Source organism: Chryseobacterium sp. AG363 (assembly GCF_003610675.1).
GTDB lineage: Bacteria > Bacteroidota > Bacteroidia > Flavobacteriales > Weeksellaceae > Chryseobacterium > Chryseobacterium cucumeris.
In genome coordinates this window covers 25,257-51,484 of sequence record NZ_RAQF01000004.1, presented here as the reverse complement: position 1 = coordinate 51,484, position 26,228 = coordinate 25,257, and the positions used below count along the sequence as shown (strand labels likewise).

26 protein-coding genes are annotated in these 26,228 nt (G+C 36.1%); 13 read left to right on the top strand and 13 right to left on the bottom strand.

From position 1 onward, the window contains the following. The first annotated feature begins 57 nt into the window (after positions 1-57). Entirely contained in the window at positions 58-1,155 is a 1,098-nt protein-coding gene (locus tag DEU39_RS16495) for a DUF3667 domain-containing protein (RefSeq protein ID WP_183037434.1), read from the top strand. Positions 1,156-1,193: 38 nt separating this feature from the next. On the opposite strand, the gene DEU39_RS16490 is transcribed toward DEU39_RS16495, so the two are convergent. After that, a complete protein-coding gene (locus DEU39_RS16490; RefSeq protein ID WP_062675912.1) occupies positions 1,194-1,526 on the bottom strand; it encodes a hypothetical protein in 333 nt (110 codons plus the stop codon). A 256-nt stretch (positions 1,527-1,782) separates the two neighbouring features. Between DEU39_RS16490 and DEU39_RS16485 the strand changes: the two genes are divergently transcribed. From DEU39_RS16485 to DEU39_RS16475, 3 genes are all read left to right on the top strand, one after another. Beyond that, on the top strand, positions 1,783-5,130 hold the full coding sequence (locus tag DEU39_RS16485) for a methylmalonyl-CoA mutase family protein (RefSeq protein ID WP_120232686.1): 3,348 nt from the start codon (positions 1,783-1,785) through the stop codon (positions 5,128-5,130). Between the two features lie 70 nt (positions 5,131-5,200). After that, positions 5,201-5,911: a diphthine--ammonia ligase gene (locus DEU39_RS16480; RefSeq protein ID WP_120232685.1), complete on the top strand. Its 711-nt coding sequence runs from the start codon at positions 5,201-5,203 to the stop codon at positions 5,909-5,911. A gap of 211 nt (positions 5,912-6,122) precedes the next feature. Continuing rightward, complete coding sequence (locus DEU39_RS16475) at positions 6,123-7,235, top strand: serine hydrolase domain-containing protein (protein WP_228436816.1); 1,113 nt, start codon at positions 6,123-6,125, stop codon at positions 7,233-7,235. Between the two features lie 17 nt (positions 7,236-7,252). Here DEU39_RS16475 and DEU39_RS16470 read toward each other — a convergent pair whose 3' ends face one another. Together DEU39_RS16470 and DEU39_RS16465 are read right to left on the bottom strand one after the other, a co-directional pair. Then, positions 7,253-7,972 carry a hypothetical protein gene (locus DEU39_RS16470; RefSeq protein ID WP_147367602.1) on the bottom strand — a complete coding sequence of 240 codons (720 nt, stop codon included), beginning with the start codon at positions 7,970-7,972 and terminating at the stop codon, positions 7,253-7,255. Further along, complete coding sequence (locus tag DEU39_RS16465; RefSeq protein ID WP_120232683.1) at positions 7,969-8,292, bottom strand: PadR family transcriptional regulator; 324 nt, start codon at positions 8,290-8,292, stop codon at positions 7,969-7,971. Before DEU39_RS16465 ends, DEU39_RS16470 begins: the two co-directional genes overlap by 4 nt. 81 nt (positions 8,293-8,373) lie before the next feature. Here DEU39_RS16465 and DEU39_RS16460 point away from each other — a divergent pair, with 81 nt between their 5' ends. Then, positions 8,374-8,898, top strand: a complete 525-nt coding sequence (locus DEU39_RS16460) for a 2'-5' RNA ligase family protein (protein ID WP_120232682.1) — start codon at positions 8,374-8,376, stop codon at positions 8,896-8,898. A gap of 30 nt (positions 8,899-8,928) precedes the next feature. Here the strand turns inward: DEU39_RS16460 and DEU39_RS16455 are convergent, their stop codons facing one another. After that, positions 8,929-10,287, bottom strand: coding sequence for a M64 family metallopeptidase (locus tag DEU39_RS16455; RefSeq protein WP_120232681.1), 1,359 nt, complete (start codon positions 10,285-10,287; stop codon positions 8,929-8,931). A 2-nt stretch (positions 10,288-10,289) separates the two neighbouring features. Continuing rightward, entirely contained in the window at positions 10,290-10,775 is a 486-nt protein-coding gene (locus DEU39_RS16450; RefSeq protein WP_147367601.1) for a hypothetical protein, read from the bottom strand. A gap of 100 nt (positions 10,776-10,875) precedes the next feature. On the opposite strand from DEU39_RS16450, the gene ruvC reads away from it, so the two are divergent. The 5 genes from ruvC (at position 10,876) to DEU39_RS16425 (ending at position 14,406) form a co-directional block, all read left to right on the top strand. Then, on the top strand, positions 10,876-11,430 hold the full coding sequence (gene ruvC, locus DEU39_RS16445) for a crossover junction endodeoxyribonuclease RuvC (RefSeq protein ID WP_034692903.1): 555 nt from the start codon (positions 10,876-10,878) through the stop codon (positions 11,428-11,430). Positions 11,431-11,585: 155 nt separating this feature from the next. Next, positions 11,586-12,656, top strand: a complete 1,071-nt coding sequence (locus tag DEU39_RS16440) for a DUF4407 domain-containing protein (protein ID WP_120232679.1) — start codon at positions 11,586-11,588, stop codon at positions 12,654-12,656. A 174-nt stretch (positions 12,657-12,830) separates the two neighbouring features. Further along, entirely contained in the window at positions 12,831-13,424 is a 594-nt protein-coding gene (locus DEU39_RS16435; RefSeq protein ID WP_062675696.1) for a phage tail protein, read from the top strand. 5 nt (positions 13,425-13,429) lie between these two features. Further along, a complete protein-coding gene (locus DEU39_RS16430) occupies positions 13,430-14,113 on the top strand; it encodes a T9SS type A sorting domain-containing protein (protein WP_120232678.1) in 684 nt (227 codons plus the stop codon). A gap of 95 nt (positions 14,114-14,208) precedes the next feature. Continuing rightward, positions 14,209-14,406, top strand: a complete 198-nt coding sequence (locus DEU39_RS16425) for a KTSC domain-containing protein (protein ID WP_062675694.1) — start codon at positions 14,209-14,211, stop codon at positions 14,404-14,406. A gap of 54 nt (positions 14,407-14,460) precedes the next feature. Here the strand turns inward: DEU39_RS16425 and DEU39_RS16420 are convergent, their stop codons facing one another. The 8 genes from DEU39_RS16420 to DEU39_RS16385 form a co-directional block, all read right to left on the bottom strand. After that, on the bottom strand, positions 14,461-16,329 hold the full coding sequence (locus DEU39_RS16420) for a GEVED domain-containing protein (protein WP_120232677.1): 1,869 nt from the start codon (positions 16,327-16,329) through the stop codon (positions 14,461-14,463). A gap of 348 nt (positions 16,330-16,677) precedes the next feature. Beyond that, positions 16,678-18,138 (bottom strand): IMP dehydrogenase, encoded by a 1,461-nt coding sequence (gene guaB, locus DEU39_RS16415; protein WP_120232676.1) that lies wholly within the window; start codon positions 18,136-18,138, stop codon positions 16,678-16,680. A gap of 242 nt (positions 18,139-18,380) precedes the next feature. Then, positions 18,381-18,884, bottom strand: coding sequence for a DUF4252 domain-containing protein (locus DEU39_RS16410; protein WP_120232675.1), 504 nt, complete (start codon positions 18,882-18,884; stop codon positions 18,381-18,383). A 12-nt stretch (positions 18,885-18,896) separates the two neighbouring features. Further along, the gene (locus DEU39_RS16405; RefSeq protein WP_228436814.1) at positions 18,897-20,183 is read right to left on the bottom strand and encodes a DUF4252 domain-containing protein; all 1,287 of its coding nucleotides are present in this window, start codon (positions 20,181-20,183) and stop codon (positions 18,897-18,899) included. Positions 20,184-20,199: 16 nt separating this feature from the next. Next, positions 20,200-20,889 (bottom strand): hypothetical protein, encoded by a 690-nt coding sequence (locus tag DEU39_RS16400; RefSeq protein ID WP_120232674.1) that lies wholly within the window; start codon positions 20,887-20,889, stop codon positions 20,200-20,202. Beyond that, the gene (locus DEU39_RS16395) at positions 20,864-21,373 is read right to left on the bottom strand and encodes an RNA polymerase sigma factor (RefSeq protein ID WP_120232673.1); all 510 of its coding nucleotides are present in this window, start codon (positions 21,371-21,373) and stop codon (positions 20,864-20,866) included. Before DEU39_RS16395 ends, DEU39_RS16400 begins: the two co-directional genes overlap by 26 nt. A 99-nt stretch (positions 21,374-21,472) precedes the next feature. Beyond that, on the bottom strand, positions 21,473-22,633 hold the full coding sequence (locus DEU39_RS16390; protein WP_120232672.1) for a GlmU family protein: 1,161 nt from the start codon (positions 22,631-22,633) through the stop codon (positions 21,473-21,475). Between the two features lie 97 nt (positions 22,634-22,730). Beyond that, positions 22,731-22,982, bottom strand: a complete 252-nt coding sequence (locus tag DEU39_RS16385; protein ID WP_002976190.1) for a type B 50S ribosomal protein L31 — start codon at positions 22,980-22,982, stop codon at positions 22,731-22,733. A 184-nt stretch (positions 22,983-23,166) separates the two neighbouring features. On the opposite strand from DEU39_RS16385, the gene DEU39_RS16380 reads away from it, so the two are divergent. The 3 genes from DEU39_RS16380 (at position 23,167) to DEU39_RS16370 (ending at position 26,192) form a co-directional block, all read left to right on the top strand. Continuing rightward, a complete protein-coding gene (locus tag DEU39_RS16380; RefSeq protein ID WP_120232671.1) occupies positions 23,167-24,576 on the top strand; it encodes a hypothetical protein in 1,410 nt (469 codons plus the stop codon). After that, positions 24,576-24,902 (top strand): nucleotide pyrophosphohydrolase, encoded by a 327-nt coding sequence (locus DEU39_RS16375; protein WP_047385875.1) that lies wholly within the window; start codon positions 24,576-24,578, stop codon positions 24,900-24,902. Before DEU39_RS16380 ends, DEU39_RS16375 begins: the two co-directional genes overlap by 1 nt. Positions 24,903-24,971: 69 nt before the next feature. Beyond that, complete coding sequence (locus DEU39_RS16370) at positions 24,972-26,192, top strand: 3-phosphoshikimate 1-carboxyvinyltransferase (RefSeq protein ID WP_120232670.1); 1,221 nt, start codon at positions 24,972-24,974, stop codon at positions 26,190-26,192. The last annotated feature ends 36 nt before the right edge of the window (positions 26,193-26,228 follow it).

The window sequence follows — 26,228 nt, the reverse complement described above, 5'->3', positions numbered from 1 at the left end:
AATATAATCATAATTTCATTGAAATAATTATATTTGTGACAATCATATTCCATAATCATGAGCCACGGAAAAGTACGAGAAGATAAAACCTGTCTAAACTGCGGACATCAGGTTGAAGAAAGGTTTTGCCCCCACTGCGGACAGGAAAATATTGAAAGACGACAGCCTTTCTATTTTCTTTTCACCCATTTCATTGAAGATTTTACTCATTATGACGGACAGTTCTGGGGAACAGTAAAAAATTTGTTATTTAAACCTGGCAAACTGACAAACACATATCTCGAAGGAAAGAGACAGAAGTTCGTACCTCCTGTAAAGCTTTATATTTTTGTCAGTTTTATTACATTCTTCGTATTTGCCCTTTTTCCTATGGTTAATATAGGTTCCCCTAAAGAAGGAAACACACAAGAGCAGAGTAAGACAAACCTTTTAAAAATCATGAGCCCTGTCGGGAAACAAAAGCTGATAGACAGTATCAAAGCAAAAAAACATCTGACTGCAAAGGACTCTCTTACCATTGAAGAGTTAAAAGCTGTTCCTGATTCTTCTGAATTAGAAGACATGATGAACATGGACAAAAAAATAGATCCGGACGTTAGCTTTGGAGAATATAAAACCAGAAAAGCTTACGATTCCGCTAAAGCCAAAAACCCGTCATCTCTCAGTTTTATTGAAGCTCCCATCGTTCACAAATTCTTTGAACTTAAAGAAAAAGGCGTTAAGAAAAAGGAGATTATTGCCGGTATGATAGAAAAGTCTTTTCATAATCTTCCTAAAGCCCTTTTCATTTACCTTCCTCTTTTCGCATTCTTTTTATGGGTTTTCCATAGTAAGAAAAAGTGGTGGTATTTTGATCACGGAATCTTTACGCTGCATTATTTCTCGTTTTTATTACTAACCGTCTTACTTATATTCTTACTCTCTAAATTGACAGGTCTCACAGGCTTCTGGCCTATTAATACTATTTTATATTTAACAATATCATTCCTGTTATTATATACTATGGCCTATTTCTTTATTGCCCACAGACGCGTTTATCGTGCCCATGGTTTGGTAAGCATTATTGTCGGAATAATACTGTTCTCCATTAATTTTATCGCATTCATGTTTTTACTCCTAGGCCTTGCCCTGATAAGTTTCATGATGATACACTAATAAAAAAGAGGCTTTTCAATGTGAAAGCCTCCTTTTATTTATTTTCTTAACGACTTAGTCGCCCTAAAGCTCGCTATAACATAATAGGCAACAAATACCATGGAAAACTTCAGAATAGAAGGAATAGCAAGCTCAAGTTTAAAAATCAGAGTTCCTGCAAAAACCAGAATAGCCATTACTACAAAAGACAGTCCCAGTTTCTTTACCAATGTAATATCCGGAGTATCTAAATAATAAGCAATCCCCCACGCTGCACCAAAAGCAATAGCATAGTAGAACTCTAAACCGATATTCTCTGAACTTAAAAAGAAGTAATTAATCAGGAAGCTTACCGCAGTTCCCAATGCGAAATATATCAACGCTTTTTGCATGTCTGTAAAATATAGTGCAAAAATAGAGAAATTAATTTGAGAATCTGAAGAAGCCCCCTTTGACAATGAAATCGTCATAACTCATTTTAATTCTGTAGTTACCGAACCATTCAACTTTCAAACATTTAAATACAAAATTGGGGAGATATAATTAAATAACACAAAATAATAATCTGAAAATCAAAAACATAAATTCAAACACTATGTTCTTTTTTTATTATTATATTTGGAAACTTAGAAACTTTCTAGAATTTTTATGGAAACCCAAAAATATACTCCAACCAACAAGGTAAGAATCGTAACTGCTGCCTCATTATTTGATGGGCATGATGCTGCGATCAATATTATGCGTCGTGTCATTCAGGGAACAGGATGCGAAGTGATCCATTTAGGACACGATAAATCGGCAGAAGAAGTTGTAAATACAGCGATTCAGGAAGATGCCAATGCTATTGCATTAACTTCATATCAGGGAGGTCACAATGAATATTTCAAATATATCTATGACCTGTTGAGAGAAAAAAATTCACCTCAGATCAAGATCTTTGGCGGCGGCGGCGGTGTAATTCTGCCTGAAGAAATCAAAGATCTGATGTCTTACGGAATTGACAGAATTTATTCTCCGGATGACGGCCGTGAACTTGGTCTTCAGGGAATGATTGATGACCTGGTACACAGATCAGATTTTGCAACTGGAAAAGATGTCACTGCAAAAGATCTTGACGATATCAGTTTTGAAAATCCGTCAAGTATTGCACAAATTATCTCAGCTGTTGAAAACTTCTCAGAAGAAAAGCCTGAGCTTGTAAAAGCAATCGACGAGAAATCTCAATATCTTACTATTCCAATTATTGGTATCACCGGTACCGGAGGAGCTGGTAAATCTTCTTTAACAGACGAATTGGTAAGACGCTTCTTACGTTCCAATACAGATAAAAAAATCGCTATTATTTCCATCGACCCTTCGAAAAAGAAAACCGGAGGAGCTTTATTGGGAGACAGAATCCGTATGAACGCGATCAATGATCCAAGAGTTTATATGCGTTCGATGGCAACCAGAGAAAATAACGTTTCCGTTTCTCCATTTATTCACTCTGCACTCAATGTATTGAAACTGGCTCATCCGGACGTCATCATTCTCGAAACTTCAGGGATCGGGCAGTCTGGTTCAGAAGTTTCTGATTTTGCAGATATTTCCATGTATGTAATGACTCCTGAATATGGAGCTTCTACACAGTTGGAAAAAATCGACATGTTAGACTATGCGGATCTGGTAGCATTGAATAAATCTGACAAGCGTGGTGCATTAGATGCACTTCAGGCGGTAAGAAAACAGTTCCAGAGAAACCATCTTCTATGGGAAAGCCCATTAGATGATATGCCGGTGTATGCTACGAAAGCCTCTCAGTTTAATGATCATGGAACTACAGAATTATACAATAGATTAGTTTCAAAAGTAAACGATAAATTCGCTGATTTAAATCTAAAAACTTTTGTAGAACAGGAAGTTACTGAAGAAGTAACGATTATTCCTCCGAAAAGAGTTCGCTACCTTTCTGAAATCGTTGAAAACAACAAACAATATGATGTCAATATTGAAAAGCAGGCTGAGCTGGCCAGAACAATGTATCATATTGAAGGTGTAAAAAATATCATCTCCAATGAAGTTTTGGACGCTGAATACCAAAAAGCAGAGAAAGAGCTTCAACAGGATAATATCGACTTCCTAAAGACATGGGACGATACGAAAAAAGCATTCCATGCAGAGTTTTATTCTTATTTCGTAAGAGGAAAAGAAATTAAAGTTGAAACTTCTACAGAGTCTTTATCTCATTTGAGAATTCCAAAAATTGCATTACCAAAATACAATGACTGGGGTGATCTGATCAAATGGAAAGGCCAGGAAAATCTTCCGGGAAGCTTCCCTTATACCGCAGGTATTTATCCGTTCAAAAGAACCGGTGAAGATCCTACAAGGATGTTTGCAGGAGAAGGAGGTCCTGAAAGAACCAACAGAAGGTTCCATTATGTTTCTGCAGAGATGCCTGCAAAACGTTTATCTACAGCATTTGACTCTGTAACCTTATATGGCCAGGATCCTGCTTTACCACCAGATATTTATGGTAAAATCGGGAACGCGGGAGTTTCTATTGCGACACTGGATGATGCGAAGAAATTATACTCCGGATTTGATCTGGTAAATGCATTAACTTCGGTTTCAATGACAATCAACGGTCCTGCACCGATGCTACTGGCTTTCTTTATGAATGCTGCCATCGATCAGAATGTTGAAAAATACATCAAAGAAAATGGTTTAGAGTCTAAAGTAGAAGCTAAGCTTAAAGAAAAATTTGATGATAAAGGATTAGAAAGACCAAAATACAACGGTGAACTTCCTCCATCCAACAACGGTTTAGGACTACAACTTTTAGGATTAACAGGTGATGAAGTAATCCCTGCTGATGTGTATGCAGAAATTAAAGCTAAAACAATTGCTACAGTTCGTGGTACTGTTCAGGCTGACATCTTAAAAGAAGACCAGGCCCAGAATACGTGTATCTTCTCTACAGAATTTGCATTGAGATTAATGGGTGACGTTCAGGAATATTTCATCAGAGAAAAAGTACGAAACTTCTACTCTGTTTCCATTTCAGGATACCATATTGCTGAAGCAGGAGCGAATCCGGTTTCCCAATTGGCATTCACACTGGCTAACGGATTTACTTATGTGGAATATTACTTAAGCCGTGGAATGGATATCAATGATTTTGCACCGAACTTATCTTTCTTCTTCTCCAATGGTATCGACCCTGAGTATTCAGTAATCGGACGTGTGGCAAGAAGAATCTGGGCAAAAGCCATGAAATTAAAATACGGAGCAGACGAAAGAAGTCAGATGTTGAAGTACCACATTCAGACTTCAGGACGTTCTCTGCACGCTCAGGAAATTGATTTCAACGATATCAGAACGACTCTTCAGGCACTTTATGCAATCTATGATAACTGTAACTCTCTTCACACCAATGCTTATGACGAAGCAATTACAACGCCTACTGAGCAATCGGTAAGAAGAGCAATGGCGATTCAGTTAATCATCAACAAAGAATTAGGATTGGCTAAAAACGAAAATCCACTTCAGGGATCATTCATCATTGAAGAATTAACGGATCTTGTAGAAGAAGCTGTATATACTGAATTTGACAGAATCACAGAAAGAGGTGGCGTTCTTGGAGCTATGGAAACTATGTATCAGCGTTCAAAAATCCAGGAAGAATCAATGCATTACGAATGGCTGAAGCACACCGGTGAATATCCTATTATCGGAGTAAATACTTTCTTAGGAAAAGATGGTTCGCCAACTGTTTTACCAGGAGAAGTTATCCGTTCTACAGAAGAAGAGAAACAGGCACAGATTGAATCTCTTCACAACTTCCAGCAAGCCAATGAAAGTAAGTCTGACGAAGCCTTAAGAAAACTTCAACATGCAGCCATCAACCAGCAAAACTTGTTTGAAGTGATGATGGATGCTGTGAAATACTGTTCTTTAGGACAGATTACCAATGCTTTATTTGAAGTAGGCGGTAAGTACAGAAGAAATATGTAATATACTGATACTATCATTTTAATTTATAATACATGAAATCTCCCTATTTTTGGGAGATTTTTATTTTACAATGAAACCAAAAGCTTTATTCAACTGGAGCAGTGGAAAAGATTCTACCCTTGCTCTTTATAAAATACTACAGGAAGATCAGTACGAGATCACTACACTGCTTACCAGCATCAATCAGGAATTTCAAAGGATCTCTATGCATGGAGTTCATGTATCGCTTTTAGAAAAGCAAGCGGAAAGCCTCGGAATCCCATTAACCAAAATGGAACTCCCTAAAGAACCATCCATGGAAGAATATCAACAGATCATGAATACAACAATGACTGAAATTAAGGCACAGGGCATTACTTATTCAATTTTTGGCGATATCTTTCTGGAAGATCTGAGAAAATACAGAGAAGACCAATTAAACACTATTGGCATGAATGCAGTATTTCCTCTTTGGAAACAAAATACCTCCAACCTCATCCATGAGTTCTTAGATCTTGGTTTTAAAACTATCGTAACCTGCGTTAACGGATCTTACCTTGATCAAAGTTTTGCCGGACGAATTATTGATCAGCAATTCATTGATGACCTTCCTGAAAATGTTGATCCATGCGGAGAAAACGGAGAGTTTCATACTTTTACTTTTGATGGTCCCATTTTCAAAAATCCGATTCAGTTTAAAATTGGAGAAACAGTAAAGAAAACGTATCCCAGACCCAAAACATCTCCTGACGAAGAAGATGGAGAGTATGTTTTCTGGTTTAGCGACCTTGTATTAAAATAGGCCTGTGAATTTTCTTCCCCATGCTTTTAAATATACCATTTTTATCGCAGGAGAATTTTATTAAGACTAAAATTGTCCACAAATATTAATTCAATTAGCACTAAATTGCTCCGGAACCTCATCCTAGCACGCAATTTGCTTCCCTTAATGCTCTTCAGGATATTTTAGTATCTTTAAGAATATCAATCATCATTTAAAAAATACAACACCTGTGATCAAAAATTTATTATTCCTGTCTTTTTTCTGTTTTTTATCTTCCTGTACCACAACTGAGGTTCCAAAAATTGCCCCGGTTGATAAAAAAGCAATCATTGATTCAACCATTGCTGCTTTTCAGAAAACCCTTTTAGAGCAACAGATTGATTCCACTTTCAAGAAATATCATTTCAATGGAAGCATAGCTGTTTTTAAAGATTCTATACCTCTTTACAGAAGGGAAAACGGTTATTCAGATTTTAAAAGTAAAAGTAAAATTGACAGCAATACTATTTTTGCAATCGGATCTGTGAGCAAACAGTTCACTGCTGTTCTGATTCTGCTCCAGATGGAACAGGGAAAACTGAATGTAACAGATAAAGCGTCAAAATACCTGAAAGAATTTCAAATCAAAGAATATGAAAACATCACAATTCATCAGCTATTAAATCATACTTCCGGTTTGAATCTGATGGGTGGAAAACTGATGTTCAAAAGTGGATCAGATTTCTTTTATTCCAATGATGGATTCAATACTCTTGGAAAGATTGTGGAAAAAGTTTCTGGAAAATCATATGATGAGAATGTATCGGAACTATTCAAAAAAGCAGGAATGTCCCATTCTTCAACAGGAAATACTTTCAAAGAAAGTAATTTTGCCAGTGCGTATGTAGGAACACCTGCCAAATTCTCAGAAGTTCCCAATATGCCGAAAAGATTGGGCGGATCAGAAATCGGGACACCCGCTGGAGGAATACTATCTACGATTCAGGATCTTCATTCATGGAATAAAGCTCTCTATGGTGGAAAAATTTTAAAACCGGAAACCCTTAAACTCTTTATGGCAAAAAGTTCAGAAAGACATCATGCTATTTTTGGAAAAATGGGTTACGCCTATGGAATTATGCTTAATATCGGTCAACCCAATTCTTATTTCCACAGCGGCTATATAAAAGGTTCTCCTTCCTTAAACATCTATTATCCGGATACCAAAACGTCTGTGATTATTCTCTCTAATATTGCCGATGAAGAAAGAGGAAAAGGAGTGATCTTCAGACCTCATATTGAAGTGAAAAAGATCACTGATCATCTTGAGAATACACTGAACCAACTTCGATCAAAACATTAGTTTTAGCACCCATTTGTTTACACGAGCTTCAGGAATTCCTGCATCTTGACTAAATTCTTTTTATGCTCAAGAAAATTGAATACCGCAAAAGCAAGAGCTGCCTGTAATACAAAAGGAAGAATTAAGGTTACCAGAACCCCGGCAACATCTGCATAATTCTGTTCTCTGAAAAACTGGTAGGCATATTGCCCGTTCCTTATGGCCACCTGCGTCATGGAGCTGGCACACACAACCATTAATCCAAGATTCTGCTGATACATGGTATAAAGACATTTTCCTTTGTATTTAAAGTCTGCTTTTATATACTTCCAGATTTTGTAATTAAAAATCCATATCAATATTGTTGTCACTACAAATGAACCATTAAGAAGTCGGAAAAACAGCTTATATTCTTCCTGATTTCCTGCCATAAAAATTAGTAACAGATTAACAGCAAATGCCAGAGCAGCTATCATCAATGATTTTTTGAAAATCCCTTTGTATTTCTCCCGGATAATTCTTTTGGCAATCAAAGGAATTTTTGTAGGATAAAATAAAAAATAATTAACCATTTTAAACTCATTGCTCCATGATTCTTTTACCTTCAAGAAAGCTTCCTCAAAATTGATATTCTCATTGCTTTGAATATCCAAAATCTGACTGATCATATGATCTCTGATTTCTACCAGAATATCCAGAGACAACTCTTGGGCCACCAGATAATCTGTAATTTTATTTTCCTGTGCTTCAGTCATCATATGTTAAATATTGTCTGTAGGTTGAGTAAATAACTTTTCATCTCAGTTTCCTGTTCTGCCTGTTGTTTTTTTCCTTTTTCAGTCAACAGGTAATATTTCCGGTCTCTCCCATTAATCTTTTGAATTTCGGAAGTAATTATTCCATCGCTTTCTAATTTATGCAGCAATGGATAGAGCGCACCTTCTGTCATTTCAAGTTCACCCAAAGTAAGTTCTTTAGCTCTTTGGGTAATCTGATAACCATACATCTTCACTTCTTTCGAAAGGAGCTTTAAAATAATATTCTGTAAAGTACCCTTATAGAGACTATTTTTTTTCATAGAATGGTTTAAATACCTTACAAACTTATGCATAATTTTCTTATGTATTAAAATTTAATTTAAAAACTTTTAATTTGTCATATGAAAAAAATGTACTTCATAGCCATTTACCCTCCTCAGGAAATTATTGAAGAAATAAAAGTTTTTAAACAGGATCTGGCAACAAATTATGCCAATTCCAAGGCTTTGAAAAACGAAGCACATATTACACTCTTTCCTCCCTTTTCGAGAGAAATTGAACTGGAAGAAGATATTCACATTGCTTTTCAGAAAATCAATACAGAAATTACACCTTTTGAAGTAGAACTGGATGGCTTTGGAAGCTTTCCCAACCCTAAAAATCCTGTACTCTATATTCAGCCAAAAGAAAATATTCAATTAACAGAGCTTTACCACAGGGTAAAGGAGCATTTTAATTTTGCTCAATATTCTTTTCACCCGCATATGACTGTGGGATTCAGAGATCTGACTTGGGAAAATTATCTTAGAGCATGGGAAAAATATGAAACCAAGGAGTATAAAACTAAATTTATAGTTGATAAAATTCTCCTACTTCGCCACGATGGACAATGGGTACCTGTAGCAGAGAAAAAACTGGAAAAATAAAACCGGCTACTGGAGCCGGTTTCGTTTCATTTATTCTTTGATGATCTTCTGAGAAATAATCAGGTTTTTATTTTCTTTTACATTCAACAGATAAGTACCTGCGGGATAGTTTTTAATATCAACCTTTATAGCAGAATCATTCAGTTCAAATCTTGATGGAATGAGCTTTCCTGAAGCATCATAAACTTCTACTTTCAACTCTTTTGAAAAGACCTGCTTGCCTTTAATGAAAAATTCTCCATCTGTTGGGTTAGGATAAATACTAAAACGCCTTTCTTCAGCTTTTATCTCTAAAATTTTAAGCGTAGTCTTGCTCAAAGTCCAGGAAACATTGGTTACATGAAGTGTACTATGATTGTCAACTTTCAAAAGCGGATTATTATCCACTACCGAAAGAGTCAGGGTATTACTTCCATTGTTAAGTTGTCCCGGAGTTATCGTAATGCTACTTCCTGTTTCCCCAAGAGCCGTTCCGTTTAAACTCCAGGAATTAACCAGCGTATTCGGGATGGGTAGGATTTCATTGACAGTGAAAGTAACATTGGATGTAGCATCCACAGTGGTATTATTTGCCGGGGTATAGGAATCTACAGGAGAAACCAGACTATGAATTTTTTCAATAATTGCCTCTTTACATACGGAGCAGAACTGTTGATTAAGATATCTCATTTCGCAACTCTGATGCGGTCTGAACCAGGTGGGACTCTCAGCATGGGCATAAACTCCTACTCCATTCAATCCTACCCAGTTTTTCCACTTTATCGTTGCCGGGTTAGAATTCTGAGTTTTATTGGGAGATTCCAGTGAACCTGAAAACCAATATTCATCGGCTAATTTACCAAAAGAATGCCCCAGCTCATGTACCACAATTTCATTGGAAGAACCATTGAGTGAAGCAAAAGCATAAGTTCCTCCACAACCTCCATATTCTGTAGAGTTACCCAAAACATAAGTAATATCATAATCAGGAATGTTGGCTGCCAGAACCTGTCCTACTTTATTGGTTGTATTACTGTAGATGCAACGGTGAACTCCTACATCGAAAGTAGACCCAAGATAGTTATTGGGATTGGTTACAGGAATTACGGGCTCGGTAACGTCTGTCGCCGTTCCGGGATGCTTTACTCCGGATTCGGTAGAGATTACTTTTACGGCATAGGCATTAAAGTAATTTTTATATTCCGTATACGGACTTTTTGTAAAAAGATAATTGACTGTATTCTGAGCAGATGTTGTAAAGGCAGCTTGCTGTGCAGAGGTAAATCCGTCTCCTAACACGGCAATCACAACTCGTTTACTGTTGTCTCCATTCTGTAAAAGAGGAACAGTCTCGAATGACTGTGCAAAAAAACTGCTTCCGATTAAAAGGGATAATAAAGTTTTTTTCATAATTATAGTTTTTGTGTGAATAATACTTGTATTCCGTCATCAGTTGCTTTTTCAATCTTTACTGACTTTACGTTTTCAGAATAAGAAAACCGGGCACTGAATTCCGTATTTTGAAGGGAAGCTTTATGTCTGGAAATTCCTTCTTTTTCATATACCTCCAGTTCAGGATTAAAAGGATCTTTCACAAGCTGTTTAACTACTTCTTTTCCATCAGACCCTATTAATGTGATTACAAGATCACCCTTACGAACATCATCTCTATCAAAAGAGGGTACATGTTTTAGTCTGCCGTCTGCAATTTTAGTACTTTGAAGTGTAATTTTTGCATTTCCTGAGTAATCTTTATCCGCCTTGAAAAACAGATAAATAATCCGGTCGCTCTTTGTTGTAACGATTTCTGAATCCTTACTTTGAATTAAACTACTTTCCTTCTGAAAGCTGCATAACAAAAAAGCAGGAACAATAAGTACATTAAATACATTTTTCATAATCATTTTTGTTTAAAGTTACTAAAGTTTCAAATAAAAATGGAAATCATTATCAATACTTTTTTACACTTAAAACATAGAAAGTCATATCTTTGACGCAATGATTTCAGAGAAAATAATTTTAGGAATTGACCCGGGAACAACGGTAATGGGATTTGGTATTATCTCCGTAAAAAAAGGAAAAATGGAGATGGTCTCTATTCATGAACTGATCTTAAAAAAATATCCCAATCACGAAACCAAGCTTAAGTACATTTTTGAAAGAACCCTGTCTCTTATTGACGAGTTTCATCCTGATGAAGTCGCTCTTGAAGCTCCCTTCTATGGAAAAAATGTACAGAGTATGCTGAAGCTTGGACGTGCTCAGGGTGTTGCCATGGCTGCCAGTCTTTACAGAAACATCCCTATTACGGAATATTCTCCAAAAAAAATCAAAATGGCTATCACCGGAAATGGTAACGCCAGTAAGGAACAGGTAGCAGGTATGCTTCAAAACCTTCTTAAATTAAAAGAATTTCCTACAAAATATTTAGATGCTTCTGATGGTCTTGCTGTAGCAGTATGTCATCATTTTAATTCCGGAACGATAGCAGATACCAAATCATATTCCGGATGGGAGAGTTTCTTAAAGCAGAATCCTGATAGATTGAAATAGTTTTTCATCTTCATTTTGCAAATTTTCAAAATTAAAAAAATTAACATCCTCAAAAACAGAATTTTATACAAACACACATAATTACTTGGTAAAACATAATACTATCTTTTACATTGGTATGATTTTTAGTACTACCTTTGTATAAATTTTCAGTTATGAAAACAAAACAACAAACTATAAATCAAGGGACTCATAAAATAAACTGGTTCCAAAAGTTTCTGATGGTATGTTCAGGCGGGAACATCCATATTTTAAGAAAGACTCCGAGTGAATGGAATAAGTTTTCCGGCATCGGAGGTATTGTCCTTTTCACTGCAGTATTCGCCACTTTATCTGCAGGCTATGCTATGTATACGGTTTTTGATAATCTTTGGGCTTCTATAGGATTTGGAATTCTGTGGGGACTAATGATTTTCAATCTTGACCGTTATATTGTTTCTTCCATCAAAAAAACAGGAACATGGTGGAATCAGATTCTGATGTCTATCCCACGCCTCATTCTTGCAACCTTTCTGGGAATTATCATTTCTAAACCTTTAGAACTTAAAATTTTTGAAAAGGAGGTGAACAAACAGTTGAATACCATTATTCAAAGAAATAAAAAGCAGTTACAGGGTGAAATGAATGGTAGGATTCTTCAACAAAGCGGTCCTTTTGAAACAGAAAAGCAACAAATTTCAGGAAAAATTGCTCAGTATCAGCAGTCGTATGACTCTGCTTCTGTAGAGCTTGAGAAGGAAATCCTGGGTAAACAATCGGGATTAACCAGTGGAAAAGAAGGTTATGGCCCCAATGCCAAACGTAAGCAACAATTAAAGGAGCAACGCCGATTGGACCTTGAAAACTATCAGAAACAGGCTGCTCCCAGACTGGAATATCTGGATAAAGAAATTTCCAAGGTATACACTAATCTGGAAACAGAAAGAAAATCTACAGAAACTTTTGAAGATAAATTCAATGGTTTTGCAGCAAGACTTCAGGCATTGGATGAGCTTGGTAAAAATTCTGCGATCATTGGACTTGCAGCCGCTTTTATCATGGGATTGTTTATCTGTCTTGAGATTTCTCCGGTTCTGGTAAAATTAATCTCTCACGTAGGGCCCTATGATTATCTTTTAGAAAAAACAGAAAATGATTTCAGGTTGTATTCTAAAGAGAAAATTGAAAAAGGAAATGCTCTGACTGATTTCAGAATTGATGATTTTAAGGATAATCTGAAAAATTAAAATGATAACTTATTCCCATCATCCAACCTTAAACATTAGAGAAAAAATCTATAATAAAATATTTTTCAATAAATAAAATCTAACCTTTTGTTATACAACGAAAGGTTTTTCTTTTAATTAAGTGTTTTATGTAAAATATTTTTTAATTTTATATTACTTAAAATTCTTGCTATCATGAAAAACTTAATTTTTGCATGTACACTGTTGATAGGCAGTGCATTTGCTCCTGCTCTAAAAGCACAGGCATCAGAACCATTTTTAGGGCAAATAGCCTTTGTACCTTATAATTTTGCTCCAAAATACTGGGCAGAATGTAATGGGCAGCTTCTGCCCATCGCTCAAAATCAAGCACTTTTTTCATTGTTAGGAACCACTTATGGAGGAAATGGGACAACCACATTTGCCTTACCAGATATGAGAGGAAGGGTACTTGTTCATAACGGACAAGCTCCGGGAAGTCCTACCACATACACCATGGGAGAAACCGGAGGAGCTGAAAGTGTAACACTATTGATAACACAAATGCCAGCTCACAATCATACTGTAAATGCCGTAACGGCAGAAGGAAACCAAAGTACTCCAACAAATAATTTACCTGCTGACACAAAAGGGCTCGATAAAGAATATTCCGATACAGCTGCTAACACTGTAATGAAAAACACAATGGTAGGAAATACAGGAGGAAGCCAACCTCATGAAAACAGACCTCCATTTATTACCTTGAAATGTATTATTGCATTAGCCGGAGTTTTCCCATCACAAAATTAATAACTATGAAAATTCTTTACTTATTATGCCTGATAGCAGGAAGCACAGCTTTTGCGCAGACTATAACTTTTAAAGGATGCATTAATCTGTTTGATGATCAAACTTTTATTTTTAATAAAACCGGGGTTGACACCAATAACAAAAGCATCTATGTAACGACTCCTGTTGACGGAGAGCCATGCAGCGGCCTGGGAACCTGCGAATTTAAAATACAATGGAACAACACTCTTACAAGATGGGAATTTCTTGCTGATGAAGGATATGGTACATTTACAAATCCTAAACTTGTTTATTACAATTCAACGGGAAATAATTCAGTCTCTTTTCCTCCTGGTAACAACATTGGAACCTGGGTTGAAAATACGGCATTTACAACCGGGCTTTGCAATGGAAATCTTACTGCAGGAAATTCTACCATGACCGGTGATGTGCAAACCACAACATTAGGAACTTCGGAACTTACTAAAAATAAAATTCAGATCTTCCCTAATCCTGTGACTGATCTCATCAGTATTAGAGGTATCGACGACGGAACGTCAATCCAGATTTATACTATTGACGGACGTCTAGTAAAGTCTGAAATGTTTGATTCTAAGATTGATGTTTCACAACTCGCTCCCGGAGGATATGTACTGAAAATAAATACCCGAAATTTTCAGACGCATCAATTTAAATTTGTAAAAAAATAAGGTACTGTTTTTTTAAATAATCAATTATTAAAGCTTTCGGGATCTCCGTAAGCTTTTATTTTAAGATAAGGAATGTTTTTTGCATAAAATACAGTATGCCTTCAAGTGTTGTAAATCATTTCATTTATTTCCAAGAAACTGAAATATTGAGAATTATATATCAGTCGGGGGCTGTTTATGACTATTTTAAAGTACCTTCTACTATTATAGAAAAGTTTGCAAAGGCAAAATCTAAGGGACAATTTCTTAACAAAGTTATTAAGCCCAAATTTAAGTATATAAAAATTGAATAAAAAATGTCCCCATTACAATGGAGACATTTATATATATTTTAAATGATAATCATTTTATTTGATAATCAACTTTGAAGACTTACTGTCTTTTCCATTAGAAACCTGAATCATGTAAACTCCTTTTTCTAATTGCTGGTCTACTTTGAAAACACCATTTCCTTCTTCAGATACAGATGGGCTTGATACCAGTCTTCCTGACATATCAGAAATAGAAACTTTCAGATTTTTACCATTTTTAGCTTTAATGAAGATCTTATCTCCGGTTGCTACCGGGTTAGGATAAACTGTTAAATCACCATTATCAGCTTTTACTTCACTTGTTCCTAGGTTGGTAACAAATTTTACTGTATAATCTTCAACCTGTCCGTATTTTAATTGTCCACAAGGAGTCATGTTAGCATTCTCATCATCTACAAGGACTCTCATTCTTAGAGGAGTATTCAATACTACTGAAGCCGGAGCTGTAATCGTAGTACTGTAAGTACCAATTAAAGTAACAGGATCTGCAATAATATTATCAGCCGAACCTACAAGTTCAGAAGCTTCAAACGTTCCATTATTATTATAATCAATCCATACTCTTATATCATTATTTGAATCTGACACATTCACCTGAAGATTATGAGTTCCCGTTGCAGAAAGCTCGGTGGATGTTGCTCTTAAACAGCTTGCTCCTGTATAATCTTCATAGAAATTAGCTGCACTCTGCCAATATCCTGTTGATGCATTATTGATATTTCCCAGTTTTACTAAAGTAGGTCCTACAAAATAATTACTTGGGGTTGTAATACCTGTTGGATTACACGAAGCTGCAATAGGAGTTCCAATAGCCGATCCTGCAGAAGGAGCTGTTGCTCCTAATGAAGTACTTAGCCCTCCTTTCATCAGGAAGAAATAAAGAGCTGCTCTATCATGTTGCCCATTGGTAAACTTAAATGCTGTTGGGTTTGTATAGTTCATCATATTATACTGTACTCCCTGATAGTTCACCCCTGAACAATAATTCATATCATTATTGGTAGGTGCCGGAAAATCATTCAGCAAGCTTCTTGATCTTTCTGTATCACAAACCTGATCATCATCATTCTCACAGTTACCAGTAGTTGGTGGACAGAAATTAGTAGTTGTATCTCCTTGTGGTGCATCCGGGTTTACATTTCCAAAAGTATGAAGTAATCCCATACTATGTCCAAATTCGTGTGCCAGAGTAATATCATCCTGTAGTGTAACGACAAAAGATTTCATAAAGGATTCATAAGAAGAATCAGGATTTTGAGGTAATCCTGCCCATCCCATAATACCATAAGTACCACCGCCATCTACTTTATTCATAATATAAATATTGAAGTAAGATGCTTCCGGCCAATGAGGAGCAATTGTTTTTACCTGTGCTGTTGTAACTCCATTGGCTCCGTTACGCTTTACTCCATAAGTATCATATCCAGTAAGGACTCCTCCATTATATCGAATAATCCCCGTAGTAGCATTACAGCTAGGGTCTCTTTTAGCCAACACCAATTTAATCGGCATCGTAGCAGCATTACCAAAATCTGCAGGAACTCCCTGCGCCCATTGATAAGTACCTGCATACATTTGATTACAATGATCTAACCAAGCCTGAATTTGTGCATCACTCTTATTATAAGCTGAACCAATAGCAGCACCAGTAGGTGCTATTACGTGTACTACTACAGGAATTTCGTAAACTCCATTTACAATTTTGTATGCACTTCCGTTTTTAGCTGTAGTATTCTGATTACCGCTAATAATTTTGTTACGGATATTACGAATCATCTCATCAATTTCCGCATTCTGTTTTTGATGTACTCTCTGTTCATTATCAAAGTCACACCAATCTTTTTTTTGTTGTGCAGATACTGAAAGGGATAGTAACAAAGCCCCACAAAGGATAGTTTTCTTCATTTCACTAATTTAAAAAATTAAACAATTTGCAAATTTACTGCCTACACATCCTGAATCGTGATATTCACAACCAAAACAAGCAATAAATTTAAAATTTTATTATAGTTAGTAGAAAAAACTTAACTATTGTTACATTTAAATTAAAAAATAAAATTAACACAAAACCCAACAGAGCTAATTTTATTTATATTATAATTAAAAAACACAGAAAAATAAAAACAAATTGACAATTTAAAAAATAGACATTTTAAAATCAACACCCTATCAACCAAATCATTAAAACAGAATCATAAAATAAAAAAACCGCACAAATTGTGCGGTTTTTCATATTTAAATTCAATTATAATTTTATAAAGAATAATTCGGAGCTTCCTGTGTGATAATGACATCATGCGGGTGAGATTCTTTCAGTCCGCTTCCGGTAATCATAACCAGTTTTGAATCCCTTTGAAGGGTTTCAATATCTTTTGCACCACAGTATCCCATTCCGGCTCTTAAACCTCCTGTCAACTGGAAAATAACATCCTCCAATTTTCCTTTATGCGGAACTCTTCCTTCAATTCCTTCCGGAACGAATTTTTTAGCTTCACTTTGGAAATATCTTTCTTTACCTCCTCTCTTCATTGCTGAAAGACTTCCCATTCCCTGGTAAGATTTGAATTTTCTTCCCTGGAAGATAATTTCTTCTCCCGGAGCCTCATCTGTACCTGCTAAAAGTGAACCTAACATCACAGCACCTGCACCGCTAGCGATAGCTTTTACAATATCTCCGGAAAGCTTGATACCTCCGTCGCCAATTACTGCTACATTTTGAGATTTAGCATATTCATAAACGTTATAGATAGCAGATAACTGAGGAACCCCAACTCCGGCCACTACTCTGGTTGTACAGATAGATCCTGGGCCTACTCCTACTTTCAATACGTTTGCTCCTGCTGCAATAAGATCTTTTGCGGCATCTGCTGTCACAATATTCCCTCCTACAATATCAAGGTTAGGATATGCTTTTCTGATCTCTGAAATTTTATCTAAAACTCCTTTTGAATGGCCATGTGCAGAATCAATTGCTACAATATCAACTCCTGCCTGTACTAAAGCCTCAATTCTCGTTAATGTATCTTCTCCTACTCCTACTCCTGCTCCTACGATAAGACGACCATTTTCATCTTTATTGGCATTAGGGTACTCCAACTGATTATCGATATCCTTGATAGTAATTAAACCTACAAGTTTGTTATCTTTATCTACGATAGGAAGTTTTTCAACTCTGTTCTTAAGAAGGATTTCTTTTGCCTTTTCAAGATTGGTATTTTTGTCTGAAGTGATCAGATTTTCTTTGGTCATGATCTCTTCTACTTTCATATCAAGATTTTCCTGATATTTTACATCTCTGTTGGTAATAATTCCGATCAGGACATTATCGGGATCTACAACCGGAAGACCGGAAATCTTATATCTTGACATAAGATCTTTAGCTTCACCTAAAGTATGATCTTTAGATAAAGTAACCGGATCAGAGATCATTCCGTTTTCGGAACGTTTTACACGGTTTACCTGAGCTGCCTGCTCAGCGATTGTCATGTTTTTGTGGATAAATCCTAACCCTCCGACTCTTGCTAAAGCAATGGCCAGATCAGCTTCAGTAACAGTGTCCATCGCAGCGGAAACTATCGGAACATTCAGCGTGATTTTGTCGGTAAGTCTTGATTTTAATGAAACCTGGTTAGGTAAAACTTCTGAATAAGAAGGGACTAGAAGAACGTCATCGAAAGTGATGGCTGTCTCTACAATTTTGTTATGAATAGACATCTTTACTTTCTTTGCAAAATTAGGTTATTTTAGTGAGATATGAAAATCCTTTTTGATAGTTTAAATAAAAATTAATAATCAATAACTTAAATCAAAAAAACCGTCCTTTTATCAGAACGGTTACGGTACAAAATAATTGAATAAGTTTGAAACTACTTTATTTATATGTTAAATATGAACATTGAAGGTCTGTTTCATGAGGTTTTCATTTTCATCCAGGTTGAATTCTTGAGGTGATATGATTATTTATCAGAAACAGAATTAATCATTTTTGAAATATCATTAGCCGTAAAACTTCCTTTTACATCTACAAAAACCATTTCATTCTTGCTGGAACCTACAATGATCAGCATATTTTTAATGATCTCTCCTTCCTGTTTTACTCTAATGTTGATATCTTCTCCATCATGTTTTATGCTAGCCCACTCTTCATAATGATTGTTATTCAAAAACTGAGCATAGTCATTTAGCATTTCCTTACTCCCATTGGTTACAGTAAGGACTTTTATTTTAGAGGCTTTCTTAACCATATCTATGGTCTCTTCACTTTCTCCTTCTTCGCTCAGGGCTTTCTTAATATAAGATTTAGCTAAAACCATGGGCACATTAATACTTGCAAACTGTGCGCCCTTGAAATCATATTTTGAATTCTGAAAAAAATCTATATTTGGCTTTTCTGAGACAATACATGACTGCATCAGCCCGATTGTCAGAATCACGAGAAAAATGTTTTTAAGAGTCTTCATAGGTTAGTTTTTTTATTTGATTTGTCTGAGGCTTCCTCCCGAAATTTTGTCCACTTTGGCATCTAACTCAGGATTTCCTTTCAGTTTTACATCAGCTCCTGAAGAAACACTTACTTTTAATTTGTCTGTAACAAGTAAGGAAAGACTTGCTCCTGAAGTAGATTCTGCAACTGCTGTGGTAATCTTAAGGTCATCGGCTTTACACGAAGCACCGCTACTCGTTTCTATTACTGCAGAAACAGCTTCTCCGGATAAGTTTACACTTGCTCCGCTTGAGATATCCAAAGCCAGCTTCTCTGTGATAAGTTCAGCATTCACAACAGCACCAGAGCTCACTGTAACAGCGGCAGCTTGTTTTACATTGAAAGCTCCTTTAATAATAGAACCTGATTCTGCATCGATCTCCATGCTATTCTCATTAACAGTATCTACAGCTGTAAAAATACTTCCCGATGAAGTTTTTATACCGTGAAGATTAGGAGCCGAAACGTTCACATTAAGATTTTTAAATCTAAGATTTCGAACGCCTTTATTATCCACGTATATTTTCAGCACTCCGTTTTCCACTTTAGTGATGACATATTGAAGTTTATCTGCATCGGCAATCACTTTTACACTTCTGTTATTTTCCTGCTTGAAGGTAACATTTACTCCCACGCTGGCATCTATTTTTGAAAACTCACCTACATTTCTGCTATCTCCATTCAGGTAAGAAGATGTATTCTCTGAAGTAAGGCTGCTTTTCATGGTACTTGTCACAGAAGAAGTAATGGTTTCGCCGGAATTAATGATTTTGTTCACATCTGACAGTTTCATTTTTCCATTAAGAATAAAAATAATATTCTCTTCTTTGGAATCTACATTGAACACAAGATTTTCCAGATAATTATCTTTTTCTTCTTCGGCCAGGAACTTCATGGAAGTGCCATCACTGCTCATGGACATCAGTTCATTGAAATTAAGAGATCGTAGAGCTTTATTTACCCGATCCGTCTTTTCTTCGTTCATTCTTATATTCGCGAGATTTTCATCTTTTAAACGATCCGGGAATGTTATTTTGGGAATGATCAGAATTTTCAATCCCTCTACTTCGTTCAAAATTGGTTTTATCTTTCCTACATAAGCATCATTAACATCAATGGTATTCAGTAGTTTGAACATTGGCTTCTTGATATTGATAGATGTTACTCCTCCATTTTTTTCAAAATCCTGAAAAAGCTTGTTCAGTTTGTCAGTCTGTGCAGAAGATGTTGCAAAACTGCTTAGCATTATGGCTATTATAAAAAATATTTTTTTCATGAGATTGATCTGATTTTTAGTATTCGCTGTCAAGATTTTCATTTTTTTGGGAAGATGCTACTGTTTTTTTAAACTCGTTTCCTAATTTCATAAAGGAGTATCTTGTAACATCCAGGGCTTCTTTTTCACTACTAATTCTTTTTCCGTTTACAATAACATAAGAGTCATTGTAAGCTGTTGCAGAATCATTTAAATTTTTACCTGGGAAGGAAGAATTATCAACATATCTAGGTTTTCTTTCTTTTTTAAGCCTTCCTCTTTTTGGCAGAATTTCATCCATTACATCTTTTTCTGCCACCTGGTTGTCCTGAAAAACAGAATCTTTTTTCACACCGGAAATAGAGTCTGTATGATTCACTGCAACCTGTTCCTGATGATCACTGTTTTCTTCAATGAACCCTGATTTCTGTTTTAAGATCTCGTCTTTTACCAGTTTTTCTCTTTCCAGGGCATCTGCCGTACCGGAATTATTATAATTGATAAATAAGCCGATACCCAAAACCAGCATTACACTGGCGGCCATCCAGAACCATTTAGGAAATGAAGGTTTCTTTTTTTCGCCTAATGGGATGATAGGTGCCATATACTGTTCAGGCTCCGCACCTTCTGCAGTCTGAAGAAAATCTTCAAAACTCCAGTCCATTTTTTCTTCCTTAATTTCCCGGAAGACTTCGTTGTATTTATCTTGTAATTGATCTTCTTTCATAGCTCATCAGTTGTGAGATTTGTTCTTTTACTTTTTGTCTCGCACGCATCAGGTTTACCCTTACTGCATTTTCCTCCATTTCCAGCATTTCAGAAATTTCGGAAACATCATACTCTTCTACATCTTTCAAGTGGATGACCATCTTCTGTTTCTCAGGGAGCTGATTGATAAATCCTACAATATGTTCCTTAAGGTTATCAACTTCCATACTGTAAAGCTCCGAGCGGTGAAGCTGCATATCCGCAAAGCCGATCTTTACGTCGTGATGCTTCAATATGTTCAGGCATTCGTTCCGAACAGACTTCAGCGCATAGGATTTAAAGTTCCCGAATTGCTCAAGCTCATCCCTCTTCTGCCAAAACTTCATCATGAGATCCTGTACTACATCTTCTGCTTCATCACTGCTCATGACAAACCGCTTCGCAAAACGATACATCTCGTCTTTGAGAATAAACACCGTATTCTTGAAAGTTTCTTGGGTCATGAGTTTTGTTTCTTATAGGTAAGACAATTGCAGTTACTTATCTATTACATCAAAAATAAAAAAACTTCAAATAATTTGAAGTTTTTTATTTTTATTGAATTAATACGTATCAAAAATATGTTTCAGAATCGCTTTATCTTCTTCTGTTAAAGCCACTTTTCTTCTCGCCATGGCTCTTTCTGCGACTTCATATACTTTATCAAGTTTGAATCTTTCATCATCTTTCGAGCCGCCCCATGAAAAGTTTTCCACAAGGTTAGGGGGAAAACCTGGTTTGAAGATATTGGAAGCAACGCCGATTACCGTTCCTGTATTCAATTGGGTATTGATGGCTGTTTTGGAATGATCTCCCATAATCAGACCTGCAAACTGTAATCCTGTATCTTCGAATGATTTTGTTCTGTAATTCCAGAATTTTACGCTACCATAATTATTTTTCATGTTGGAAGAATTCGTATCCGCTCCGAAATTACACCACTCCCCAATCACAGAGTTTCCTACAAAACCCTCATGCCCTTTACTTGAGTATCCGAAGATAATAATGTTATTCACTTCACCACCTACTTTACAGTGAGGGCCGATGGTGGTAGCTCCGTAAATTTTAGCGCCAAGGTTGAATTTGGAATCATCACAAAGCGCAATTGGCCCGCGAAGATGGCAGCCTTCCATGATCTCAGTATTTTTCCCGATGTAAATCTTCCCTGTTTTTGTATTGATGGTAGAGAATTCAACATAAGCTCCTTCTTCAATAAACAGATCTTTTTTATCGCCTAAGAAACCATTGGTTGAAGACAATTCCTGTGAAGTTCTTCCTTTAGTAAGCAGTTCAAAATCAAAATCAATCGCGTGATGGTTATAGGTAAAAAGATCTTTCGGTCTTTTGAAAAAAACGAGTTCTTCCTTAATATCCGTCATTTTTTCAATCTGGTTCAGAGAAAACCCTTTCATATTGATTTTAGCGGCGATTAATTCGTCTTCATACACCAGTGCCTCCCCTTGCTTAAGATCTTTAATCTGTTGAATTACGGTTTCTGTAGGAAGGAAATTGGGAACTAAAAATAGACTTTCTTTTTCCTCCGGGCTTTTAAATTTATCCTGAAGGTATATTTCCGTGAAATAAGTTACTTCAGTGTTTTCAAGTATTTTCTGCCATCTTTCAGAAAATGTAAGGATTCCGCATCGCATAGCAGCAACCGGGCGGGTAAAAGTAAGCGGAAGAAAGTCTTCCCAATATTGTGCGTCTGAAAATACCAACTGCATCATTCAGTTTTTAAGTTTAAGATTTATGTTAAACAAATTTACAATAAAAAAAGTCTCCCAAAAATTGGAAGACTTTAATATTTTTAATGTATAAAAATTACTTAGCGAATTTTTTATACTTGTTCATGAACTTATCAACTCTACCTGCAGTGTCAACTAGTTTCACTTTACCAGTGTAGAAAGGGTGAGAAGTTGAAGAGATTTCCATTTTGATTAGAGGATACTCTTGTCCTTCGTACTCAATAGTGTCTTTTGTTTCCGCAGTAGACTTGCAAAGAAACACCTCGTCGTTACTCATATCTTTGAAAACAACAAGTCTATAATTTTCTGGGTGGATTCCGTTTTTCATAATACTATTTTTAAAAAAATTAAGTTTGCTTTCGAAATAGTAATGGATATTTCTCTGCTAAATTTTAGGTTGCAAAAATACAACATTTTTTTAAAATTCCAAATACTGAATTCAATATTTTTTTATAGATAAGAAATTCAAAGTATTTTCGTTAAATTTGGAACTTACTTAAACTTTAATTTCAATGAAATTCAAATTATTACTGGCTTTTTCCTTCTGGATGTTACTTGTAGCAGTATCATGTAATAAAGATGACATCACGTTTGACAGTCCTTCACAGAAACTCCGCTTCTCCAGAGATACGGTATTTTGTGATACGGTATATCATCAGGTACGTTCAGAAACTTATGTTGTAAAAGTATATAATAATGAAGATAAGGATATCATGATCCCAAGAGTGAACCTTGAAAAAGGAGCTGCTTCATTATATAGAATCAATGTAGATGGAAAACCGGGATATGATTTTAAAAATGTTCCTTTAAGAAAGAAAGACAGCCTTTATATTTTTGTTGAAATTGCTCCGGAAGCTACAGGACCGGAAGCCATTGCAGAAGACAAAGTTCTTTTTACAAGTCCTGGCGGACAACAGCATGTAACTTTATTTTCTGTCGTTCAGGATGCTGAATTTTTCATTCAGACTCCCGGAAACCCGAATGTAATTACCAGTTCCACTACATGGAATAACAATAAAGCAAAGATCATCTACGGAAATCTTACCATTAATCCTAATATAACATTGGATATCAATCCCGGAACGAAAGTATACTTCCACAAAAACAGCGGAATGAAAGTTTCTTCCGGAGCGGTCTTAAATATTAACGGTACTCAGGCAGATCAGGTTATTCTTCGCGGAGACAGGAATGATCCTTATTATGATACGATTCCTAAAAACTGGAATTCTATTAAAATGGAGGCCAATTCTACCCTTAAGATGAACCATGCAAGACTTTTCGGAGGGACGAGAGGGCTGGATATGAAGCAAACCAATGCTACTATTACCAATTCCTTCATCCATACTTTCTTTGAGTACGGAATTTATGCCGTAGGTTCTACCGTGAATGCCAATAATCTTGTCATGAACAATTGCGGTTTATCATGTATCGGTATTTTCCTTGGTGGAAAACACAGCTATACTCATGCTACCATTGCGAATTATTCTAAAACAATGAGTTCTTTTGACAGAGCAGGAATTTTTGCAGCCAATGAATGGAAAAATGACGCCGGGCAGTCGCAACAAGGAGCCTTACAGCAGCTTGACATCAAAAACAGTATTGTCTATTCTGACAGGGATGATGCTGTTCATTTTGAGCAAACTCCGGGACAGCAGTTTGAATTCTTGCTTCAAAATTCATTAATCAAATATACAAGTGCCACCGAAGCAGGTTTCACTTTTGACAATAATCCGAATGTGATACAAACGGTGAAGAATGCAGAACCTCAGTTTGTCAATTATTTTATGGCTAAAATGAATTTAAGGGTAAAACCTGGTTCTCCGGCTCTTGGAAAAGGAAATGCGGCTGTTGCAGCAACGGTACCTTTTGATATCGTGAATGTTTCCAGAACCACTAACCCAACTTTAGGAGCTTATCAATAATGGAAATTACGCAGTTACAACAGCAGGTAGATGAATGGATCAAAACCATTGGGGTAAGATACTTTAATGAGCTTACCAATATGGCAATGCTGACAGAAGAAGTAGGCGAAGTAGCAAGAATTATTGCCAGAAGATATGGTGAACAAAGCGAAAAGGAAAGTGATAAGACTAAAGATCTTGGTGAAGAACTGGCAGATGTGCTTTTTGTAACATTATGTTTAGCCAATCAAACCGGAGTCAACCTACAGGATGCTTTCGACAGAAAAATGAAAATAAAAACTGACCGTGATAAAGACCGGCATCAGAACAACGAAAAATTGAAATAATGATAAATGATGAGTTATAAATAATACATCAATTTGTAACTCATTATTTTTTTAGAAATGTAGATCATAATGAAGCTAGAAAAATCAAAATTATCAGGAGATAAAACAGTACAGATCAGCGGTTCGAAAAGTATTTCGAATCGTTTATTGATTCTGGAAAGTCTGTTTAACAATATAAAAATCGGGAATTTATCCAATTCTCAGGATACTCAGCTGCTGAAAAAAGCTTTATCTGAGAATACCGAAGTGGTAGATATTCATCATGCGGGAACAGCAATGCGTTTTCTCACTTCTTATTATTCTATTCAGGAAGGAAAGACAACTGTTCTTACAGGTTCCGGAAGAATGAAGGAAAGACCTATCAAAAATCTGGTAAGTGCTTTGAGAGATCTTGGAGTGGAAATTGAATATATGGAGAATGAAGGTTTTCCCCCTTTAAAAATTACAGGAAGAAAAATCACACAGACTTCGGTAAATGTTCCTGCGAATATCTCAAGCCAGTTTATCACTTCACTGCTACTTATAGCAGGAAAACTTGAGAATGGATTGGTGATTAATCTTGTGGGTGACGTTACTTCAAGATCTTATATTGAAATGACGCTTGATATCCTGACCAGATTTGGTATTCAAAGCAGTTTTGAAGGAAATACCATCAAAGTAGAACCTTTCACTCCTGACAATTCCGCAGTTGTACATTATGAAGTGGAAAGCGACTGGAGCTCGGCTTCCTACTTCTACTCTATCTGTGCATTAGGAAGAGAAAAGATTCATCTAAAAAGTTTTTACAAAGAATCCACACAGGGAGATTCTGCAATTGCCAACATCTACGAAAAGTTCTTCGGAATCAAAACTACATTCTCTGAAGATGAACATCAACTAACGCTTGAACCTCAGCCTGATTTTTCTTTTCCGGAAAAAATTATGCTGGATATGAACGACTGTCCGGACATTGCACAAACTCTTTGTGTAACAGCCGCCGCTTTAATAATTCCTTTTGAGATTTCCGGACTGGGGACTTTAAGAGTAAAGGAAACCGACAGGCTTCTGGCTTTATATAATGAGCTTAAAAAGCTGGGTACCGAAACAGAGATCACAGATTTGACGATTAAATCAATCAGTTTTGGAGAGCCACAAAGCCATATTTCTATTAAGACCTATCAGGATCACAGAATGGCCATGAGTTTTGCACCATTTTGTCTGATCGGCGAGCTCAATATTGAAGATGAAGATGTAGTAGAAAAGTCTTATCCAATGTTCTGGAAAGATCTTGAAAGTATACTGACTCATTAATTTAACAATATAAAAATGTGGTAATTTGAAAAAATG

What these genes read in the sequence shown, in the direction of transcription:
- ruvC (WP_034692903.1), top strand. Translation starts at nt 10,876, where the DNA reads ATGATTTCAGAGAAAATAATTTTAGGAATTGACCCGGGAACAACGGTA.
- guaB (WP_120232676.1), bottom strand. Translation starts at nt 18,138, where the DNA reads ATGTCTATTCATAACAAAATTGTAGAGACAGCCATCACTTTCGATGAC.
- DEU39_RS16470 (WP_147367602.1), bottom strand. Translation starts at nt 7,972, where the DNA reads ATGATGACTGAAGCACAGGAAAATAAAATTACAGATTATCTGGTGGCC.
- DEU39_RS16430 (WP_120232678.1), top strand. Translation starts at nt 13,430, where the DNA reads ATGAAAATTCTTTACTTATTATGCCTGATAGCAGGAAGCACAGCTTTT.
- DEU39_RS16420 (WP_120232677.1), bottom strand. Translation starts at nt 16,329, where the DNA reads ATGAAGAAAACTATCCTTTGTGGGGCTTTGTTACTATCCCTTTCAGTA.
- DEU39_RS16440 (WP_120232679.1), top strand. Translation starts at nt 11,586, where the DNA reads ATGAAAACAAAACAACAAACTATAAATCAAGGGACTCATAAAATAAAC.
- DEU39_RS16485 (WP_120232686.1), top strand. Translation starts at nt 1,783, where the DNA reads ATGGAAACCCAAAAATATACTCCAACCAACAAGGTAAGAATCGTAACT.
- DEU39_RS16480 (WP_120232685.1), top strand. Translation starts at nt 5,201, where the DNA reads ATGAAACCAAAAGCTTTATTCAACTGGAGCAGTGGAAAAGATTCTACC.
- DEU39_RS16380 (WP_120232671.1), top strand. Translation starts at nt 23,167, where the DNA reads ATGAAATTCAAATTATTACTGGCTTTTTCCTTCTGGATGTTACTTGTA.
- DEU39_RS16405 (WP_228436814.1), bottom strand. Translation starts at nt 20,183, where the DNA reads ATGAAAAAAATATTTTTTATAATAGCCATAATGCTAAGCAGTTTTGCA.
- DEU39_RS16435 (WP_062675696.1), top strand. Translation starts at nt 12,831, where the DNA reads ATGAAAAACTTAATTTTTGCATGTACACTGTTGATAGGCAGTGCATTT.
- DEU39_RS16495 (WP_183037434.1), top strand. Translation starts at nt 58, where the DNA reads ATGAGCCACGGAAAAGTACGAGAAGATAAAACCTGTCTAAACTGCGGA.
- DEU39_RS16390 (WP_120232672.1), bottom strand. Translation starts at nt 22,633, where the DNA reads ATGCAGTTGGTATTTTCAGACGCACAATATTGGGAAGACTTTCTTCCG.
- DEU39_RS16450 (WP_147367601.1), bottom strand. Translation starts at nt 10,775, where the DNA reads ATGAAAAATGTATTTAATGTACTTATTGTTCCTGCTTTTTTGTTATGC.
- DEU39_RS16465 (WP_120232683.1), bottom strand. Translation starts at nt 8,292, where the DNA reads ATGAAAAAAAATAGTCTCTATAAGGGTACTTTACAGAATATTATTTTA.
- DEU39_RS16410 (WP_120232675.1), bottom strand. Translation starts at nt 18,884, where the DNA reads ATGAAGACTCTTAAAAACATTTTTCTCGTGATTCTGACAATCGGGCTG.
- DEU39_RS16375 (WP_047385875.1), top strand. Translation starts at nt 24,576, where the DNA reads ATGGAAATTACGCAGTTACAACAGCAGGTAGATGAATGGATCAAAACC.
- DEU39_RS16395 (WP_120232673.1), bottom strand. Translation starts at nt 21,373, where the DNA reads ATGACCCAAGAAACTTTCAAGAATACGGTGTTTATTCTCAAAGACGAG.
- DEU39_RS16385 (WP_002976190.1), bottom strand. Translation starts at nt 22,982, where the DNA reads ATGAAAAACGGAATCCACCCAGAAAATTATAGACTTGTTGTTTTCAAA.
- DEU39_RS16490 (WP_062675912.1), bottom strand. Translation starts at nt 1,526, where the DNA reads ATGCAAAAAGCGTTGATATATTTCGCATTGGGAACTGCGGTAAGCTTC.
- DEU39_RS16455 (WP_120232681.1), bottom strand. Translation starts at nt 10,287, where the DNA reads ATGAAAAAAACTTTATTATCCCTTTTAATCGGAAGCAGTTTTTTTGCA.
- DEU39_RS16425 (WP_062675694.1), top strand. Translation starts at nt 14,209, where the DNA reads ATGCCTTCAAGTGTTGTAAATCATTTCATTTATTTCCAAGAAACTGAA.
- DEU39_RS16460 (WP_120232682.1), top strand. Translation starts at nt 8,374, where the DNA reads ATGAAAAAAATGTACTTCATAGCCATTTACCCTCCTCAGGAAATTATT.
- DEU39_RS16400 (WP_120232674.1), bottom strand. Translation starts at nt 20,889, where the DNA reads ATGAAAGAAGATCAATTACAAGATAAATACAACGAAGTCTTCCGGGAA.
- DEU39_RS16370 (WP_120232670.1), top strand. Translation starts at nt 24,972, where the DNA reads ATGAAGCTAGAAAAATCAAAATTATCAGGAGATAAAACAGTACAGATC.